The sequence below is a fragment of the Blattabacterium sp. (Nauphoeta cinerea) genome (assembly GCF_000471965.1).
In the GTDB taxonomy this organism is placed as follows: Bacteria; Bacteroidota; Bacteroidia; order Flavobacteriales; family Blattabacteriaceae; genus Blattabacterium.
In genome coordinates, this window is record NC_022550.1 from 269,650 (window position 1) to 289,196 (window position 19,547).

General features: G+C 26.2%; 16 protein-coding genes, 5 tRNA genes, 1 rRNA gene and 1 pseudogene. 11 read left to right on the forward strand and 12 right to left on the reverse strand.

Features of this window, described 5'->3' with window-relative positions:
* Window positions 1-7: 7 nt before the first annotated feature.
* The gene (locus K645_RS01380; protein ID WP_022565097.1) at window positions 8-1,054 is read right to left on the reverse strand and encodes a regulatory iron-sulfur-containing complex subunit RicT; all 1,047 of its coding nucleotides are present in this window, start codon (window positions 1,052-1,054) and stop codon (window positions 8-10) included.
* 94 nt (window positions 1,055-1,148) lie between these two features.
* On the opposite strand from K645_RS01380, the gene coaD reads away from it, so the two are divergent.
* On the forward strand, window positions 1,149-1,619 hold the full coding sequence (gene coaD / locus K645_RS01385) for a pantetheine-phosphate adenylyltransferase (protein ID WP_022565098.1): 471 nt from the start codon (window positions 1,149-1,151) through the stop codon (window positions 1,617-1,619).
* Window positions 1,620-1,697: 78 nt separating this feature from the next.
* On the opposite strand, the gene K645_RS01390 is transcribed toward coaD, so the two are convergent.
* Complete coding sequence (locus K645_RS01390; protein ID WP_369750528.1) at window positions 1,698-3,542, reverse strand: ribonuclease R family protein; 1,845 nt, start codon at window positions 3,540-3,542, stop codon at window positions 1,698-1,700.
* Window positions 3,543-3,737: 195 nt separating this feature from the next.
* On the opposite strand from K645_RS01390, the gene K645_RS01395 reads away from it, so the two are divergent.
* Window positions 3,738-4,556 carry a glycogen/starch synthase gene (locus tag K645_RS01395; RefSeq protein WP_022565100.1) on the forward strand — a complete coding sequence of 273 codons (819 nt, stop codon included), beginning with the start codon at window positions 3,738-3,740 and terminating at the stop codon, window positions 4,554-4,556.
* A gap of 31 nt (window positions 4,557-4,587) precedes the next feature.
* Window positions 4,588-6,438, forward strand: a complete 1,851-nt coding sequence (gene glmS / locus K645_RS01400) for a glutamine--fructose-6-phosphate transaminase (isomerizing) (RefSeq protein WP_022565101.1) — start codon at window positions 4,588-4,590, stop codon at window positions 6,436-6,438.
* Between the two features lie 8 nt (window positions 6,439-6,446).
* On the opposite strand, the gene K645_RS01405 is transcribed toward glmS, so the two are convergent.
* From K645_RS01405 to pgk, 5 genes are all read right to left on the reverse strand, one after another.
* Window positions 6,447-7,199, reverse strand: coding sequence for a uroporphyrinogen-III synthase (locus K645_RS01405; protein WP_041936073.1), 753 nt, complete (start codon window positions 7,197-7,199; stop codon window positions 6,447-6,449).
* A gap of 78 nt (window positions 7,200-7,277) precedes the next feature.
* Window positions 7,278-7,348 (reverse strand) — tRNA-Cys (locus K645_RS01410).
* Window positions 7,349-7,356: 8 nt separating this feature from the next.
* Window positions 7,357-7,713: a dihydroneopterin aldolase gene (folB, locus tag K645_RS01415; RefSeq protein WP_022565103.1), complete on the reverse strand. Its 357-nt coding sequence runs from the start codon at window positions 7,711-7,713 to the stop codon at window positions 7,357-7,359.
* Window positions 7,714-7,724: 11 nt separating this feature from the next.
* Window positions 7,725-8,339 (reverse strand): superoxide dismutase, encoded by a 615-nt coding sequence (locus K645_RS01420; protein WP_022565104.1) that lies wholly within the window; start codon window positions 8,337-8,339, stop codon window positions 7,725-7,727.
* Window positions 8,340-8,414: 75 nt separating this feature from the next.
* Entirely contained in the window at window positions 8,415-9,620 is a 1,206-nt protein-coding gene (gene pgk, locus K645_RS01425) for a phosphoglycerate kinase (RefSeq protein WP_041936074.1), read from the reverse strand.
* 103 nt (window positions 9,621-9,723) lie between these two features.
* Between pgk and K645_RS03155 the strand changes: the two genes are divergently transcribed.
* The 3 genes from K645_RS03155 (at window position 9,724) to K645_RS01440 (ending at window position 10,308) form a co-directional block, all read left to right on the forward strand.
* Complete coding sequence (locus tag K645_RS03155) at window positions 9,724-10,176, forward strand: RpiB/LacA/LacB family sugar-phosphate isomerase (RefSeq protein ID WP_081683498.1); 453 nt, start codon at window positions 9,724-9,726, stop codon at window positions 10,174-10,176.
* Window positions 10,154-10,227, forward strand: a tRNA-Asn gene (locus tag K645_RS01435). Before K645_RS03155 ends, K645_RS01435 begins: the two co-directional genes overlap by 23 nt.
* Before the next feature lie 6 nt (window positions 10,228-10,233).
* Window positions 10,234-10,308: transfer RNA gene (locus tag K645_RS01440), tRNA-Pro, on the forward strand.
* A 3-nt stretch (window positions 10,309-10,311) separates the two neighbouring features.
* Here the strand turns inward: K645_RS01440 and gmk are convergent.
* On the reverse strand, window positions 10,312-10,890 hold the full coding sequence (gene gmk, locus K645_RS01445) for a guanylate kinase (protein WP_022565107.1): 579 nt from the start codon (window positions 10,888-10,890) through the stop codon (window positions 10,312-10,314).
* 62 nt (window positions 10,891-10,952) lie between these two features.
* On the opposite strand from gmk, the gene K645_RS01450 reads away from it, so the two are divergent.
* On the forward strand, window positions 10,953-11,948 hold the full coding sequence (locus K645_RS01450; RefSeq protein ID WP_041936003.1) for an aspartate-semialdehyde dehydrogenase: 996 nt from the start codon (window positions 10,953-10,955) through the stop codon (window positions 11,946-11,948).
* On the opposite strand, the pseudogene rsmI reads toward K645_RS01450, so the two are convergent.
* Window positions 11,945-12,603, reverse strand: a pseudogene (rsmI, locus tag K645_RS01455) (16S rRNA (cytidine(1402)-2'-O)-methyltransferase). The gene K645_RS01450 and the pseudogene rsmI overlap by 4 nt on opposite strands.
* Window positions 12,604-12,889: 286 nt before the next feature.
* On the opposite strand from rsmI, the gene K645_RS01460 reads away from it, so the two are divergent.
* On the forward strand, window positions 12,890-13,312 hold the full coding sequence (locus K645_RS01460; protein WP_041936075.1) for a hypothetical protein: 423 nt from the start codon (window positions 12,890-12,892) through the stop codon (window positions 13,310-13,312).
* A 10-nt stretch (window positions 13,313-13,322) separates the two neighbouring features.
* On the opposite strand, the gene topA is transcribed toward K645_RS01460, so the two are convergent.
* The 3 genes from topA to queA are packed head-to-tail and all read right to left on the reverse strand — an operon-like array spanning window position 13,323 to window position 17,511.
* Window positions 13,323-15,434, reverse strand: coding sequence for a type I DNA topoisomerase (gene topA, locus K645_RS01465; protein ID WP_022565111.1), 2,112 nt, complete (start codon window positions 15,432-15,434; stop codon window positions 13,323-13,325).
* 11 nt (window positions 15,435-15,445) lie between these two features.
* A complete protein-coding gene (locus K645_RS01470; protein ID WP_022565112.1) occupies window positions 15,446-16,426 on the reverse strand; it encodes a polyprenyl synthetase family protein in 981 nt (326 codons plus the stop codon).
* Window positions 16,427-16,461: 35 nt separating this feature from the next.
* Window positions 16,462-17,511, reverse strand: coding sequence for a tRNA preQ1(34) S-adenosylmethionine ribosyltransferase-isomerase QueA (gene queA / locus K645_RS01475; protein ID WP_022565113.1), 1,050 nt, complete (start codon window positions 17,509-17,511; stop codon window positions 16,462-16,464).
* A 229-nt stretch (window positions 17,512-17,740) separates the two neighbouring features.
* Here queA and K645_RS01480 point away from each other — a divergent pair.
* The 3 genes from K645_RS01480 to K645_RS01490 all read left to right on the forward strand — a co-directional run bounded on the left by K645_RS01480 (window position 17,741) and on the right by K645_RS01490 (window position 19,513).
* Window positions 17,741-19,277: ribosomal RNA gene (locus K645_RS01480) — 16S ribosomal RNA — on the forward strand.
* A gap of 83 nt (window positions 19,278-19,360) precedes the next feature.
* Window positions 19,361-19,434, forward strand: a tRNA-Ile gene (locus K645_RS01485).
* A 5-nt stretch (window positions 19,435-19,439) separates the two neighbouring features.
* Window positions 19,440-19,513, forward strand: a tRNA-Ala gene (locus K645_RS01490).
* Window positions 19,514-19,547: the final 34 nt, after the last annotated feature.

Below are 19,547 nucleotides of genomic sequence, written 5' to 3' on the forward strand. Positions count from 1 at the left end.
TTTATTTTTATATAGATAAATCTTTAAATGTCAACTCTGTTTTTTGAATGGTATTGATAGTTGATAATTCCTCTAAAGGAGGTGTCACTTTATTTTTTTCTAAAATTTCTTTAATTTTTTTTACTTTAATTTTGAACCAAGTATTGGGACTCTTAACATAGGAATACCACATTTCTCGTTTGAAAACATCAATTTTCATACATTGAGCGATCCCCTTTTCTGTATGAATTTTTCTGTTAAAATCTGGGAAATATTTTATAGCATCTAAATAGGAATCTAATTCATAATTAAGACAGCATTTTAGTTTCCCACATTGTCCGGTTAATTTTTGAATATTTATGGAAAGCTGTTGATATCTTGCAGAATGAGTTGTTACACTTTTAAAATTTTTTAACCAAGTAGAACAACATAATTCACGACCACAAGAACCAATTCCTCCAATTTTTGCCGCTTCTTGTCTATATCCTATTTGACGCATTTCTATACGTGTATGAAAATGAAAAGCGAATTCTTTAATTAATTTTCTAAAATCAATTCTGTTTTCAGCTGTATAATAAAAAATAGCTTTTTCTCCATCCCCTTGATATTCTACATCACAAATTTTCATAGAAAGATTTAAATTTTTTGCAATTTTTTTAGCTTTTAAAAGAGTTGTAGATTCTTTTTTTTTGAAAGATTTCCAAATATTTATTTCTTTGTATGTTGATTTCCTATATATTTTTTTGAAAGTATTTAAATTAATAGTATGATTTCTTATTTGTAATTTAACCAACTCTCCAGTTAAATAAACTATACCTATATCGTATCCCGTTCCAGATTTTGGTTCCACAGTAACAATATCTCCTTGATTAAGGGGTATTTTTTTTTGATTAATAAAAAATTCTTTTCTATCATTTTTAAATTGTATCTCTATAATATCATATTTTTTATATTCAAAAGGAGATTGAATATTGGATAACCAATCTAATACATTAAGTTTGTAACATTGTTTCTTTTGAAGAATATTTTCTTTTTTTGCACATTTATTGAAACAATCAGAGCATGATTTGTTCATTATTTGTTTTTATAAAAATAATAAATTTATAAGTAAAAATAAATTATGTTTTTTATTTCAGTAAAAAATTTACATATAAATATATTTCTAAAAAATGAATAAAAAAATAGCTGTGTTTCCTGGATCTTTTGATCCTATTACTTTAGGACATTGTGATATTATTATTAGAGCTTTGAATTTATTTGATAAAATTATTATAGCTATTGGAAAAAATTTAGAAAAAAAAAGCATGTTTTCTCTTAAAAAAAGAAAAAAATGGATACAAAAAACTTTTATAAAATTATCACAAAAAATAGAAATTGATTCATTTAATGGATTAACTATTTCTTTCTGCATAAAAAAAAAAGCTAGATTTTTATTAAGAGGAATTCGAAATCAATTAGATTTTGAATTTGAAAAAAATATATTTATAATTAATAAAGAATTATATAAAAAACATATTATTGAAACAGTTTATCTTTTTTCTTCTTATGAAAAATCTCATATTCATTCTTATCTTGTCAGAGATGTTATAAAGAATGGAGGAGATTACACTATATTTGTTCCTTCTACTGTTAGAATATAAAATTATATTTTTATGTATTATCAATCCATTCAAGAATAATCTGTTTTTTTTCTAGGTTAACATTTATAAGTTTTACTTTTACTTTATCTCCCAAATGATAAACTTTTCTTTTTTTTTTCCAATTATACTGTAATTACTTGAATTTAGAACATAAGAATCTTCTTTAATGTCACGAAATTTTATCATTCCTTCAGTTTGAAAATACAATAAATCAATATAAATACTCCAATCAGTAAATCCCATAATAATACCATAAAATTCTTTTCCTATAAATTTTTTGATATATTTAACTTGTATATATTTTAAAAATTCTCTTTCTGCATCTATAGCCAAACGTTCTTTATAACTACAATGTAGAGATTGTTTTTCATAAAATTCTATTGTATTGAGTTTATATTCATTATTTTTATCCTTATTTATTAAATAATAATGGAGTAAACGATGTGCTATTATATCTGAATATCTTCTTATAGGAGATGTAAAATGGGTATAATAAATGAAAGATAATCCATAATGTCCTATATTTTTAGTAGAATATTTAGCTTTACTCATAGCACGAAGTATTAAATTTTCAATCATATTTTGTTCCGACTTTCCTTTAATTTGTTCTAATAAATAATTAATAGAAGTTTTTAAATTTTTTAAATCTAAAAAATAACCTAAAGGTTCTATAATTTTTTTAAGAAAAAAAATTTTTTGAAAATCAGGAACATCATGTACTCTATAAATATAGAGTTTATTAGAAGGGCCTCCATCTAAATTTAAACTGACAAATTCTGAAATTTTTCGATTAGTCAATAACATTAATTCTTCAATTAAACGATGAGCATCATTATTTTTTTCCAGTTGTAAAGATATTGGGTTATTATTTTCATCTAAGTGAAATTTTACTTCCATTTTTTCTTCCAGATAAATTGATCCATTTTTCAATCGATTTTGAATTAATATTTTAGAAAACAAAAATAATCTGTAAATCTCTTCGTAATAATCTCCTTTTTTTTGATTTATAATATACTGTACTTCATCATATGTAAATCGTTTATTGGATCGTATTATGGTTTTTCCAAACCAATTTTTTAGTATATTTCCTTGATGATCTATATTAAAAATATAGGAAAAACTTAATTTATCTTTTTTTGGTTGCAAAGAACAAAGATCATCAGACAAAATTTTGGGAAGCATAGGAATAACTTTTCCAACAAAATAAATAGATGTAGCACGTAAATATGCCTCTTGATCTAATAAACTTCCTTCTTTTATATAATAAGAAACATCAGATATATGGACACCTATTTCCCAAATGTTAGAATTTAATTTTCTAATGGAAATAGCATCATCAAAATCTTTTGCATTTAAAGGATCTATGGTGAAAGTATTAATATTTCTCATATCCTTTCTAAAGCCTATATCTAAAATCGGTTTGGAAAAAATTTTTTGAGCTTCATTTTCCAATTTGTTTGAAAATTGATAGGATATACCATATTCTTCTAATATGGAAAGAATTTCTGTTTGATATTCTCCATAAGGCCCAAATACTTTTATAATCTTCCCCAAAGGATTTTTTAATTTTTTAGGCCATGATATAATTTGAACTAATACTTTATCATTATGATGACATTTTTTCAATTTTTGTATTGGAACTAATATATTGACATGAATAATATTGTTATGTATTATTCCATATTCAGATTGAGAATTGAATTTTAATATCCCAACAAATTGATTAGTTTTTCTTTTAATTATTTCTAATACTTCTCCTTCCATTTTTATTCCTTTTCGATTATAATAAAATCTTATTTTTACTAAATCTCCTTCTAAAGCTCTATTTGTTTTGCTTTTGGGAATAAAAACATCTTTTTTAAATTCGTTTATGTGAACAAATGCATATCCATGATTAGTAATATTAATAAATCCTTTGGATATATTATTATAATGTTTTTTTTTATTTTTTTTCTTTTTTCATAACAAAAACATATCTATAAAAGTTAAAAAATATGTAATCTATTAAGATTTTAAATAAATTACTTGATATTTTTATTATTAAACTTAGGATAATATTTATTATATTTGCAATGATCCATTTTCTTACTATTATATAAAAATAAAAATAACTCTAAGATGACAGGTAAACGTATATTATATGTTTCTTCGGATTTATTCCCTTTTTCTTCAGAGAATCCGATTTCTTTATCGGTATTGAAAGCCACTAAATTTATGCAATCAATAGGAAACGATGTACGTATATTTATGCCCCGTTTTGGAGTAATTAATGAGAGAAGACATCAATTACATGAAGTAATTCGTTTGTCCGGCATGAATTTAGTAATAAATGATATTGATCAACCTTTATTAATAAAAGTAGCTTCCATTCCTGATGCTAGATTACAAGTTTATTTTATAGATAACGAAGAATATTTTAAAAGAAAGGCAATAGATGAAAATGAAAATGGAGTTTTTTTTTCAGATAATGATGAAAGAGCTTTGTTTTTTACAAAAGGAGTTTTAGAAACTGTTAAAAAATTAAATTGGAAACCTGATATCATTCATATATATGGATGGATGAGTTCTTTTATCCCTTTATACATTAAAAACTTTTATAAAAGTGATCCTGTGTATCAAAGTGTAAAAATTGTTGTATCTATTTATAATAAACCTTTTAAAGGATCTTTAAATAAAGATATTATTCAAAAAATAAAACTTGATGGAATCAAGTCTAAAAAATTAAAACTGTTAGAAAATCCAAATTATTTTAATCTAATTAAATTATGTATGTGTTTTTCGGACGCTATTATAAAAGGAGATATTTTTTTTCCCGATGAAATCGAAAATTATATAAAAATAAATAAATTGTTAGTATTAAAATATTATCCTGTAGAAGAAATAGAAACCGTTTATCAACAATTTTATAAAGAAACTGTTCTAGAACAGATAAATTAAATAGATAAAACAACATCTAATTTTATCTAGAATGTGTGGTATAATTGGTTATTTGGGTTATAGAGAAGCTTATCCTATTCTTATTAATGGATTAAAAAAATTGGAATATAGAGGATACGACAGTTCTGGTATTGCCGTTTTTTATGAGAATGGATATAATTTATATAAGACCAAAGGAAGAGTTTTGGAATTGGAAAAAAAAATTTCTTCTTCTCAAGTAGAAATAAAAGGAACGACAGGAATAGGTCATACAAGATGGGCTACTCATGGGATTCCAGATGATATTAATGCTCATCCTCATATTTCTAATTCTAATGAAATTATTATAATTCATAATGGAATTATAGAAAATTATTTTGCCATTAAAATTATTTTATTAAAAAATGGATTTACTTTTAAAAGCAAAACAGATACAGAAGTTCTTGTTAACTTAATCGAATATATTAAAAAAGAAAATAAATTGTCTTTGGAAGAAGCAGTAAGAATTTCTTTAAATGAAATAGTAGGCGCTTATTCTATCGCTGTAGTAGAAAAATCTCATCCTGAAACGGTTATTATTGCAAAATTAGGAAGTCCTTTATCTTTAGGCGTTAATGAGAAAGAATTTTTTGTAGCATCTGACCCTATTTCTTTCGCAGATTATACCAAAAATGTTCTTTATTTAAAAGATGGAGAAATGGCTATTCTTAAAAAAGATAAGGAGTTAGATCTTAGAAAGATTATAGATAATCATAAACTAAATCCAATTATTAAAAAACTTCAAATCAATTTACAAGAAATTGAAAAAGGGAAATATAAATATTTCATGTTAAAAGAAATATACGAACAACCTAAAACGATTTTAGATACTTTACGAGGTCGATTATTAATTCCAGAAAAAATTATTTGTATCAATGGAATTGAATCTAATAAAGATATTTTTGTTAATGCAAAGTGTATAACTATAATAGCATGTGGAACCTCGTGGCATGCTAGTTTAATTGGAGAATATTTATTAGAAGAACTTGCTCGTATTCCAGTAGAAGTAGAGTATGCTTCTGAATTTAGATATAGAAATCCTATCATAAGAAAAAAAGATGTTATTATTGTGATTTCACAATCAGGAGAAACCGCTGATACTTTAGCGGCTTTGAAATTAGCGAAAAAAAAAGGAGCTTTTGTGTTTGGAATTTGCAATGTTGTAGGGTCATCTATTGCACGAAATGTAGATGCAGGTGCTTATACACATGCTGGCCCTGAAATTGGTGTAGCTTCTACAAAAGCTTTTACGGCACAAATTACAGTTCTTATTTTATTAGCTTTGATTATAGGAAAACATAGATCGGTAATTGATAATAGTCGTTATAAGTTTTTATGTCAAGAACTTGGATCTGTTCCAGAAAAAGTTGACTGTGTATTAAAAATGGATGACATTATAAAAAAAATATCTCAAGTATATTATGATGTAAATAATTTTCTTTATCTAGGTAGAGGGATCAATTTTCCCGTTGCTTTAGAGGGGGCTTTAAAATTAAAAGAAATATCCTATATTCATGCAGAAGGATATCCTGCAGCAGAAATGAAGCATGGACCTATTGCTTTAGTTGATGAAAATATGCCGGTGGTTATTATTGCTACAAAAAAAGGATATTATGATAAAATTATCGGTAATATTCAAGAGATCAAAGCTAGAAAAGGAAAAGTTATAGCTATTATTAATGAAAATGACATTCAAGCTAATTTGTTAGCAGATCACGCAATAAGGATCCCCAACATATCTGAAGTGCTAAGTCCATTATTAACTGTTATACCTCTTCAATTGTTAGCTTATCAAATTGCTTATATCCGAGGAGAAAATGTAGACCAACCAAGAAATTTAGCAAAGTCAGTAACAGTGGAATAACTCTTATTTCAATATATAATTGTGTTTAATTTTTTAATATATTTTTCTAAAGCCATAGCCATAGAAGGAAATTCTGGTGTTGGGACCTTTATATCAATTTTTAATCCCGCTTTATAAGCGGCATCTAAAGTATTTTTACCAAAAGTAGCAATTTTAATATTATTTTGATCAAAATTAGGAAAATTATCAAATAAAGATTTGATTTCTATTGGACTAAAAAAAACTAAAACATCATAATATACATGTTTTAAATCAGATAAATCACTAGAAATCATTTTATATAAAATAGCTCTTTTCCAAAAAACGTTTTGTTTATTTAACATGTCTGGAATTTCCTGTTTTAATATGTCTGAAGAAGGTAAAAGAAATTTTTCTTGGGAATGTTTTTTAATATAAGGAAGTATATCTTGAAATGATTTATTTCCAATATGAATTTTTCTTTTACGAAAGACAATATACTTTTGTAAGTAATAAGCTATAGTTTTTGTTTGACAGATATATTTCATAGAAATGGGAACTCTAAAACGCATGGATTTTGCTAATCTAAAGTAGTGATCTACGGATTTTTTACTAATAAAAATAACTATAGTAAAATCAGAAAAATTTATTTTCTGTTTTCTCACTTCACTGGATGATGCCCCTTTTACTTCTATGAAAGATCTAAAATCAATATTTACATTTTTATTTTTACTAAGTTTAATATATGGAGCATGAGAGGCTCCATTAAGAGGTTGTGAAATAAGAATATTATTTATCTTCATTCTTTTTTTTTGTCCAATAACAATTAACTTATTAAGTTTAAAATTGCAAATGTATACAGAAAATATATAATAAAAAAAAGGCACAGAGCGGAATCGAACCGCTATAAAAGGTTTTGCAGACCTCTGCCTTCCCATTCGGCCACAGTGCCATTGCCAATTAATAATCATCCAAAATCACACATATTCTATCTATATTCCCTTGTAATGGGGGTTTTTCTTTACAAATTTTTATTTTTGTATATTTTATCAAATATTTTTTATATTCTTTTATTCTTTTAATTATTCTTTGTGCTAAATGTTCAATTAATTTAGCCCTGATATTCATTTCTTCTTTGACAATAGAATACAAATCTACATAATTAATAGTTTTGGATAAATCATCATCAACAGATGCTTGATAAAAATCAAATTCAACTTCTATATGAATGGTATAATAAGATCCAACATATTTTTCTTCTGGCATACATCCGTGAAATCCAAATAATTTAATATTTTCTAATACAATTTTTCCCATGAAAAAAAATATTATTTTTTCATAGATATTTTATAATTTTCTTCCACTTTTATCCAATTTATTATTTTCCAAAAAGAAGAAATATAATCTAAACGACGATTTTGATATTGCAAATAATAAGCATGTTCCCAAACATCTAATCCTAATATTGGAATCCCTTCACAACCCATCCCATTCATAAGAGGATTGTTTTGATTTTCTGTAGAACAAATTGTTAATTTTTCTTTTTTTACGCATAACCAAATCCATCCAGAACCAAAATGATTGGCTGCCACTTTAGAAAAGTTTTCTTTAAAAGAATCAAAAGAATTAAAATTTTTTTGAATAATTTCATTAAATTCACCACTAGGATGAGTATATTTTATATTAGGTGTTAATATTTCCCAGAAAAAATTATGATTATAAAAACCTCCGCTATTATTACGTATAATTGGAGATTCTGTATGAGCTATTTTTAATATCTCTTGTATGGATAAATTTATCAAATTTGTATTTGAAATCGCCTTATTTAGATTATTAATATAAGTGGCATGATGTTTATTATAATGAATATCCATAGTTTTTCTATCTATATAAGGCTCTAAATCTTTATATGAATAAGATAATTTTGGGAGTTTAAATGACATAAATTATTTTTTTATTTTATATGTTAGTTTAGTGTTTAGATCAAAAAAACAAATATAATTAAAAACCTTGGTATTTTATATTATAGCTTTTATTCCGGGTAGCATTTTGTTTTTTAAACTATCTAACATAGCCCCACCTCCAGTAGATAAATAACTGATTTTTTTATCACAGTTTTCCATTCTTAATGAAGCAAGAGAATCCCCTCCGCCTATTAAAGAAAATGCTCCTTTTTCAGTACTATTTGCAATAGTTTTTGCTATGAATCTAGTTCCTAAAGAAAAATTTTGAAATTCAAAAACTCCCATTGGCCCATTCCATAAAATAGTTTTAGATTTTTCTATAATTTCGCAAAATTTTTTTATAGTACGAGGGCCAATATCTAATCCCATCCATCCATTTGGAATAGAATGAATAGGGATGGTTTTAGTATTAGCTTCATTTTTAAATGAATCAGCTGCTACAACATCTATCGGAAGATGAATAATTTCTATTTTATTTTGATATTTATGAAAAATTTTTTTTAATGTTTTTTCTATTTTTTCATCTTTTTCGATTAAAGAATCTCCTATTTTTCCTCCTTTTATTTTAATAAAAGGATAAGACATTCCGCCTCCTATTAGAATATAATCTGCAAAATTAATAAGATTCTCAATAATCTCTATTTTAGAAGATATTTTTGAGCCCCCTAATAAAATAGTAATAGGTCTTTTTCCTTTCCCATATAAAAATTGATCTAAATATTGAATTTCTCTCTTCAAGAAAACCAATACATTTTTTTTTCCAAAAAATTTCGGAAGAACAGTGATAGAAGTATGAAAACGATGTGCGACTGAAAAAGCATCATTCACATAGATATTTCCTAATTTTGATAATTCAAAAGCAAAATTTTCATCTTCTTTTTCTTCTTCTTTGTAAAAACGTAAATTTTCCAATAATAAAATTTCACCATTTTTTAATTTATTAACTTTTTTAATTACAGTTTCTCCTATGCAATCTCCAAAAAAATTTACAGTAATTTTTAATTTTTTAGATAAATAATTAACTAAAAATTTTAGAGAATGAGTTTTTAACGGTATCCCTTTTGGTCTACCAAAATGAGAAATGATAACAATTTTTCCTTTTTCAGAAAGAATTTTTTGAATGGTAGGAATACTATATTGAATACGTGTATCATCTGTTATTCTATAAAATTTATTTACGGGAACATTAAAATCAACTCTTATTAAAGCAGTTTGATTTTCAAAATTAAAATTATCAATAGTTTTTATTTCCTTTATCATCATTATAATTTTTAAAGTGAAACTAAAAAAATTAAATAACAAAATTACTAAATCTATAATTTTTAGCGTATATTCATTGTTCATTTTTTTTGCAAAACATATAATGCTAATAGCAATAGGATCGGATCATACAGGAGTGTATCATAAATATTTAATAATTAATTTTTTAATTCAAAAAGGATATAAAATTAAAGATTTTGGATTTTCGGAATATAATAGAAAAGTTGATTATCCAGATTTTGTTCATCCCACAGCAGAATTTGTAAATAAAGGAAAAGCAAATTTTGGAATTATTATATGTGGTAGTGGAAATGGAGCTGCTATGACAGCTAATAAATATAAAAAAATTCGTGCAGCTTTGGTATGGAAAAAAGAAATTGCTATTTTAGCAAGAAAACATAATAATGCTAATATAATTAGTTTACCAGCACGTTTTATAGATAAAAATAAAATTATAAAAATTGTAGAAATATTTTTAGAAACGAATTTTGAAGGAGGAAGACATAAAATAAGAATAGAAAAAATACATAAAATCCTCAGTAGCTCAGTTGGTTAGAGCACCTGACTGTTAATCAGGGTGTCGCTGGTTCGAATCCAGCCTGAGGAGCGTTATCGGGGTGTAGCTCAGATTGGTTAGAGTACACGTCTGGGGGGCGTGTGGTCGCTGGTTCAAATCCAGTCACCCCGATTATTATTTATCATAAATAAAATTAGAAACTATTTTAATCGCCTTCTTTTTTGTTTGATATAAATCAATATTTAATAAAACAAAATCAAATAATTTTGCATAATTATTTTCTTCTTTAGCTCTATTTAAACGAATATTTATATCGTTATTATTCTCATTTTTATAATATCTTGCAATTAATCTTTTTTTTAAAATATTTACAGAATCTACCATTATAAATATAGATAATGAATTATTAGGATATTGTCGTTTTAAATTTAAACCTCCTTTTACATCTATATCGAATAAAATATGTTGATTTGATTTCCATATTTTAAATATTTCATTTTTTAAAGTTCCATAAAATAATTTAGGATAAACCTCTTCCCATTCTGCAAATTGATATTTTTTTATTTTAGAAATAAAAGAACTTGTAGATAAAAAATAATAATCTTTTCCATGTATTTCATTATTTCTAATTGATCGTGTAGTACATGAAACAGAAAATTTTAATTCCGGAAATTTTGAAAGTAAGCAATGCGAAATAGTAGTTTTTCCAGATCCAGAAGGTCCTGATAAAATAATCATTTTTCCTTTTTTCATTATTTTACTTAACTTTGTTTTAATATCATGGAAAATTAAGTTTTTATAAAAATTTGTATAAAATGAAATTAGGAATAGTCGGGGTAACAGGTATGGTAGGTCGTATAATGATTGATCTTTTAGAAAAAAGAAATTTTCCATTGAGTGAGTTATATATTTCTGCTTCTGAAAAATCTATCGGAAAGAAATTTTTTTTCAGAAAAAAAGTACATCAGGTTATTAGTATATATGATTTATTTTTAAAAAAACCTGATATTGTTTTATTTTCTGCGGGGTCTGATATTTCAAAAGAATGGGCTATAAAATTTTCAGATATAGGTTCTACAATTATTGATAATTCTTCTGCATGGAGGATGCATTCTGATAAAAAATTAATTGTCCCTGAAATTAATGCTTCTTGTTTATCTAAACAAGATAAAATTATTGCAAATCCAAATTGTTCCACAATACAATTAGTAATGGTATTATTTCCATTACATGTAGAGTATGAAATTAGTAGAATTGTGATTTCTACCTATCAATCTGTGACAGGAACTGGAAAAAAAGCTTTAGATCAATTATATCAAGAACAAGAAAAAAATGGAAATTCTTCTTCTAATGTATATCCATATCCTATTTATCAAAATGTTTTACCTCATTGTGATTATTTTACGGATAATGGATATACATTAGAAGAAATGAAATTAATAAATGAAACAAAAAAAATAATGAATGATTATGATATAGCAATAACAGCTACTGCTGTACGTGTACCTGTTATAGGAGGACATTCAGAAAGTGTAAATATTACTTTTAAGAAAAAACCTAATATAAATCATATATATAATATTTTATCGAAAACAAAAGGAATAATAGTTCAAGATAAACCTAAAAAAAATGTTTATCCAATGCCATTATATGCTCATAAAAAAGATGAAATTTTTGTAGGTAGAATACGAAAAGATTTTTCATTTCAAAATTCTATAAACATTTGGATAGTAGCAGATAATCTTCGTAAGGGCGCATCGACTAATGCTATTCAAATTGCGGAATATTTAATAAGAAAAAAATATATTTAATTATTTTTTTCTATAATAATAGTATATTCTCCTAATATTTTTTTATATTTTGATAATGTAAAATTATTTTTTCTATATTTCCTCTTAATATATTTTGAAAATATTTGGATATTTCTTTACATATAACAATATTTATTTTTGACCCAAAAAAACATCTTATATCATTTAATGTTTGTAACAATCTATGAGGTGATTCATATAATATAATAGTTCTATTTTCTTGAGATAAATATTCTAATTTTTTTTCTTTTTTTTTGGGTAAAAAACCTATAAAAATAAATTCATTAGTAGAAACCCCTGAACAAACTAATGCTGGAACAAAAGCTGTAGGCCCCGGTAAACATTCTATAGGAATACAAGCTTGAATACAAGATTTAATAAGTAAAAAACCTGGATCCGATATACTTGGAGTCCCTGCATTAGATATTAATGCATTTTTTTCCTTTTTAATTTTTTTTATTAAAGAAGGTATTATTTTATGTTCATTGTGAATATGATATTTATTTATGTTATTTTTAATTTTATAGAAATCTAATAATTTTTTGGAAACTTTATAACTTTCTACTAAAATTAAATCTACTTCTTTTAATGTTCGTAAACTTCTGAAAGTAAAATCTTCTAAATTTCCTATAGGAGTAGGAACAATATATAACATATTATAATTTATAATGTTAAAAAATTATATAAAAAAAAGATATAATAAATCTATTATTTTAATAATAAAAAACCATAACTTTTCTTTTAGAATTATATAAAAATATTTATTATTTATAATAATTATTAAAATTTGACCACAGTTTATAAAAATTCAGTTTAAAATAACTAAACATAGATTATGTAAAATCTTTTTTTAAATTAAAAATTTCATCATCAAATCATATCATAATAATAATTGAGTTAATGTATTTAAGAATTAATTAATGTTGATGAAATCAATAATAATGAGAGGTAAACAATATATATTTAGAAGTCGTTTCGTGTCTGGAGATATCATATTTAAATATGATTTAAATGGTTTTTTAAGAGAAGTTATTTTTCCTGAAAGACTTTCTTTATCGCATTATATATGGATAGGTAAATACATACCTTACAATGAATCTATTATAAATAAAATGAAAAATACTAGAGCCGCTTTTTCAATAGAAGAAATTCCTACAGATTTATCTTTTAATCGTTTTTGGACTGATTATAAATATAAAGTTGGTAAAAAAAAAATGGCTGAAAATATATGGAATAGAATGTCTTTATCTGATAGAGTCAAAGCTTTATCTTATATTCCTAAATATTTAGATCATGTAAAACGTACAGGACATGATCAAGCCTATCCTACAACTTATTTAAATCAAAGATACTTTGATGGTTAGAATTTAAAATTTATTTGGGTTCGATTTTTTTTCTATTTTTGATTATAATATTAATAGCTTGTTTTAAATTTAATAAATTATTAAAAAATATTTTTTCATCAATTGGAATTGATTTATTATTATGTTTAATATAAATATTAAATTTATTTATTTTTAATAAAATTTCTTTTTCTTCAAAAACACCCAATGATTTTGGTAATTCAATAATTTTTAAAGCTTCTGCAAAAGAAATTTCTTCTATTTTTTGTTTATTTAATAAAGGAGAAAATTTTGGTTTTTCTTTATTATTAAATTCTCCCATTTGAATAACGGGACCATATTTAGCTATTTTCGCGAAAATTTTTCTTTTAGATTTTGGATCTTTTCCAAGAAAACGTTCTTTATGAATTCTATCAACATTATTTTTAACATGTTCCAGTTTTTTATGAAATCCACTATAAAAATCTTCAATAATCTTTATCCAAGATTGTTTTCCTTTAGCTATATTATCAAAATTTTTTTCTAAATCTGCAGTAAAATTAAAATTCATTATTTCATCAAAATTTTTGATCAGAAAATTAGTGGTTAAAATTCCTATTTCTGTAGGATGAAATTTATTTTTTTCTATTTCAAAAATCTCATCATATTTTTGAGAAATCAAATTTCCTTTTAAAAAAAAAGTTTCACGTGTTTCTATTTTTTTTGATATTTTTTGTATGTTAACATAATTTCTTTTTTTAATAGTGTATATTATAGGAACATAAGTTGATGGTCTTCCAATTTTTAATTGTTCCAATTTTTTGACTAAACTAGCTTCAGTATACCTATATAAATGATTTTGAGTAATTTGTTTAGCTATGATTTCTTTTTTTTCTAAAAAAGTCCCTTCTTTTATTAAAAAGTGATTTAATTTATTTTCTTTATTTTTATTTGATATTTTCATAAATCCATCAAATAAAATATTTTTTTTCGTTGAAATAAAAAAATTTTCTAAATAAGAAGATTGAATATAAATATTTTTTTTTTCAAAAATAACGTCTGTCATTTGACCTATAATTGTTCGTTCCCATATAAGTCTATAAAGACGTTTTTCAAATATGTTTAAAGAACGTAAATAGTTTTCATTATAATTAATAGTTGTAGGACGAATTGCTTCATGAGCTTCTTGAGATAATTCTTTTTTATTTTTAGAAAATTTTTTTATAGATAAATATTTTTTTCCATATAAAGAAAGTATAAAATTTTTTATATCTAATAATATACTTTTTGATAAATTTGTACTATCTGTTCGAAGGTATGTAATAAATCCTTTTTCATATAATTTTTGAGCTAATAACATTGTTTGAGATATAGAATAATAATTTGTTATAAGCTTCTTGTTGTAAAGACGAAGTAGTAAATGGAGCTGGAGGACTTTTTTTTTCTTTTTTGTAATAATTTTTTTAATTATAAAAATACTATTAATACATAATGTTAAAATATTTTTGACTATTTTTTTATTTTCTATTTGTTTTTCTAATTTAGCATCAAAAGTAATTTTTTGTTCAGAATTAGTGAATTTCCCATAAATCTGATAAACTTTATGAGGGATAAAATTTTGTATTTTTTTTTCCTGTTCTACTATTAATCTTACAGCGACTGATTGAACTCTACCTGCAGAAAGACCTTTGTTAATTTTTTTCCATAAAATAGGAGATAATTGAAATCCTACTAATCGATCTATAATACGTCTAGTCTGTTGTGCATAAACTAAATTGTAATTAATTGGTCTTGGTTTTTTTATGGCATTAAGAATTGCCTTTTTTGTAATTTCATGAAAAACAATTCTTTTATATTTCTTTTCAGAAATATTAAATATTTTACAAATTTGATAAGCTATTGCCTCTCCTTCACGATCTTCATCAGAAGCTAACCAAATTATTTCATGATCTTTTATTAATTTCTTTATTTTGAACAATTTTTTTTTTTTAGGTAATATGACATAACTAGGTTTAAAATTTTCTTTAATTTGAATTCCTATTTTTTTTTCTGGAAGATCAATAATATGCCCATAACTAGATACTACATAATAATTTTTTCCAAGAAATGTTTGTATCGTATGAGCTTTAGTAGGGGATTCTACAATTACTAAATTTTTTGTCATATAATTAAAACTTATTGATTCCTTTCTATAATAAAATTTACCATTATTTTTAGTGTCTCTTTAATTACTCCTTCTGGATAAAGTTCTAAAATTTTTAATGCGTCATTACGAAATTTAATCATTTTTTCAGTAGCATATTTTAAACCTCCATATTTTTTGACATAATCAATAATTTGATATCTTTTTTTTTCATCATAATTTTTTATGTAATTTAAAATACGTTTTTGATCTTTCTTAGAAGCATTTTGAATCGTATGAATAAGTGGAAGTGTTATTTTTTTTTCTCTTAAATCTATTCCTACAGGTTTTCCCGTTAAATTTTTATTTTTTTCTTCATCTTCATAGTCAAATAAATCATCTTTAATTTGAAAGGCTATTCCCGCAAGAATTCCAAATTCTCTCATTTTTAAAGCTGTTTTTTCATCTGTGTTAACTGAACGCGCCCCTGCTTCACAAGAAGCAGCGATTAGACTTGCCGTTTTATGATAAATAATTTGATCATAAATTTTTTCAGTAATATTTAATTTTTTAGATTTTTCCATTTGGAGTAATTCTCCTTCACTCATATCTTTTATTGTTTTACATACAATTTTAAGTAAATCATAATAATTATTATTTGTTGCAATTAAAAGACTTTTAGAAAGTAAGTAATCTCCAATTAAAACAGCAATTTTATTTTTCCATATAGCATTAATAGAAAAAGATCCACGACGAAGAGAACTATTATCTATAACGTCATCATGTATAAGTGTAGCTGTATGTATTAGTTCAATTACAAGCAGTATGATATGTTTTTTTTGTATGGGACCTAACATTTTAGCTATTAAAAAAACGAATATAGGACGAATTAATTTTCCTTTTTTATGAATAATATAATGAGTGATTTGATCTATAAGAGGAATATTACTTTTAATTATAGTTTCAAATTGTTTTTCGAACTCTTTTATTTCTTTTTTTATAGTGTTTTTTATTTTTTCTAAAATAATTTTCATAATATTATAATCATAATAATGTCTTATGATTTTTTTTATAATATTAACATTGCGTCTCCATAAGAATAAAACCTGTATTTTTCTTTTATTGCTATTTTATATGCTTTCATTATTAAATCGAACCCCGCAAAAGCTACTGTCATCATAAGTAATGTAGATTTTGGCATATGAAAATTTGAGATCATAGTATTAGCTATGTTAAAGTTATAAGGAGGATAAATAAATTTATTTGTCCATCCATAAAAAGGATTCAAATTTTTATTTGAAGAAACAGAACTTTCAATTGCTCTCATTAGAAGAAGTCCCAACAGCACAAATTCTTTTTTTTTTTGTATAGCATTATTTACTATTTTGCATGTATTTTCATTTATAGAACATTTTTCTGAATCCATTTTATGTTTTGATATATCTTCTACTTCTACTGGTAAAAAACTTCCTAATCCTAAATGTAATGTAATTTCCGCTAAATTAACTCCTTTTATTTCTAATTTTTTTAATAAATGTTTTGAAAAATGTAATCCTGCTGTAGGTGCGGCTACAGATCCTTCTTTTTTTGCATATACGGTTTGATAACGTTCTTTATCGTTTTTTTCAGGTTGTCTATTCATATATTTTGGTAAGGGAGTTTTTCCTAATTCTTTTATTTTTTTTATAAGTTCTTCATGAGTGCCATTAAAATTGAGTTGTAAAATCCTCCCTCTGGAAGTTGTATTATCTATAACTTCTCCTGTTAATCCAGATCCAAAATTTAATTTATTTCCTACTCGTACTTTTCTTGCTGGATCAACTAATACATCCCATGTTCTATCTTTTGAATCTAGCTCTCTAAGTAAAAAAACTTCTATTTTTGCTTCTGTTTTTTCTTTATTTCCAAATAATCTTGCAGGAAAAACTTTCGTATTATTGAGAATCAATATATCTCCTTCTTCAAAATATTCATATAAATCTTTAAATAATTTATGTTCTATTTTTTCATTTTTTCTATGAATGATCATTAATTTGGACTCGTCTCTTTCTTGTATAGGGAATTTAGCAAGAAGATTTGAAGGAAATGTAAAATCAAAATCTGAAGTTCTCATATTCATGAATTAGGAAATTTATATGTTATATTATTTGTATAAAATTAGATTATTTTTTTTCTAACGAAAAAATATATATACATTTATTATTATTAAAAATTTTTTTTTAAATAAAAAAAACGTATACTTGTATATTCAATAATAGTATTTTATTGTTCTTTGCATAAAGAAGCTTCTAGGCCTGATACTTATAGATTATTTAATAAGGTTTAGCGTATTTGATATTAATTTTTTTACAACGGAGAGTTTGATCCTGGCTCAGGATGAACGCTAGCGGCGGGCTTAACACATGCAAGTCGAGGGGCAACATAAAATCTATATTATATAGATTTTGATGGCGACCGGCGTACGGGTGCGTAACACGTACGTAACCTACCTTTTGCTAGAAAATAGCCTGAGGAAACTTGGATTAATGTTCTATAGTATAATGAAATCACATGATTTTATTATTAAAGTAGAAATACGGCAAAAGATGGGCGTGCGTCCGATTAGTTAGTTGGTAGGGTAAAGGCTTACCAAGACGATGATCGGTAGGGGGCCTGAGAGGGTGATCCCCCACACTGGTACTGAGACACGGACCAGACTCCTACGGGAGGCAGCAGTGAGGAATATTGGTCAATGGAGGAAACTCTGAACCAGCCACGCCGCGTGCAGGAAGAATGCCTTATGGGTTGTAAACTGCTTTTGTTTAGGAATAAAAATTCTTACGTGATAAGAATTGTGAATGTACTATACGAATAAGTGTCGGCAAACTCCGTGCCAGCAGCCGCGGTAATACGGAGGACACAAGCGTTATCCGGATTTATTGGGTTTAAAGGGTGCGTAGGCGGTTTATTAAGTCAGTAGTGAAATATTGCAGCTTAACTGTTAAAATGGCTATTGATACTGATAGACTTGAGTGAGATTGGAGTAGCTGGAATGTGTGGTGTAGCGGTGAAATGCATAGATATCACACAGAACACCGATCGCGAAAGCAGGTTACTAAATCTATACTGACGCTGAGGCACGAAAGCGTGGGGAGCAAACAGGATTAGATACCCTGGTAGTCCACGCCGTAAACGATGATCACTAGTTGTTGGATTTATTTCAGTGACTAAGCGAAAGTGATAAGTGATCCACCTGGGGAGTACGGTCGCAAGGCTGAAACTCAAAGGAATTGACGGGGGCCCGCACAAGCGGTGGAGCATGTGGTTTAATTCGATGATACGCGAGGAACCTTACCAAGGTTTAAATGTACTACGAATAAGCTAGAAATAGTTTAGTCTTCGGACGGAGTACAAGATGCTGCATGGTTGTCGTCAGCTCGTGCCGTGAGGTGTTGGGTTAAGTCCCTTAACGAGCGCAACCCTTATTGTTAGTTGCCAGCGAGTAATGTCGGGGACTCTAACAAGACTGCCGACGTAAGTCGAGAGGAAGGTGGGGATGACGTCAAATCATCACGGCTCTTATACCTTGGGCTACACACGTGCTACAATGGTCGGTACAAAGGGTTTGCTACTGAGCAATCAGAAGCTAATCTCTAAAAGCCGATCCCAGTTCGGATTGGAGTCTGCAACTCGACTCTATGAAGTTGGAATCGCTAGTAATCGCATATCAGCCATGATGCGGTGAATACGTTCCCGGGCCTTGTACACACCGCCCGTCAAGCCATGGAAGTCGGGGGGACCTAAAATCGGTGACCATTAAAGGAGCTGCTTAGGGTAAAATCGATAACTGGGGCTAAGTCGTAACAAGGTAGCCGTACCGGAAGGTGCGGCTGGAACATCTCTTTTTTAGAGTTTTTTCCTTATTAAAATAAAATAATAAGATTAGGCCAGAAGCTTTTTCTATAAAGAGATTGATTGTTTATGTAATCAGTCTCGTAGCTCAGATGGTTAGAGCGCTACACTGATAATGTAGAGGTCCGCGGTTCAATTCCGCGCGAGACTATTTTAGGGGAATTAGCTCAGATGGCTAGAGCGCCTGCTTTGCACGCAGGAGGTCATCGGTTCGACTCCGATATTCTCCATTTATTTTAGAAAGTTCTTTGACATACATAATAT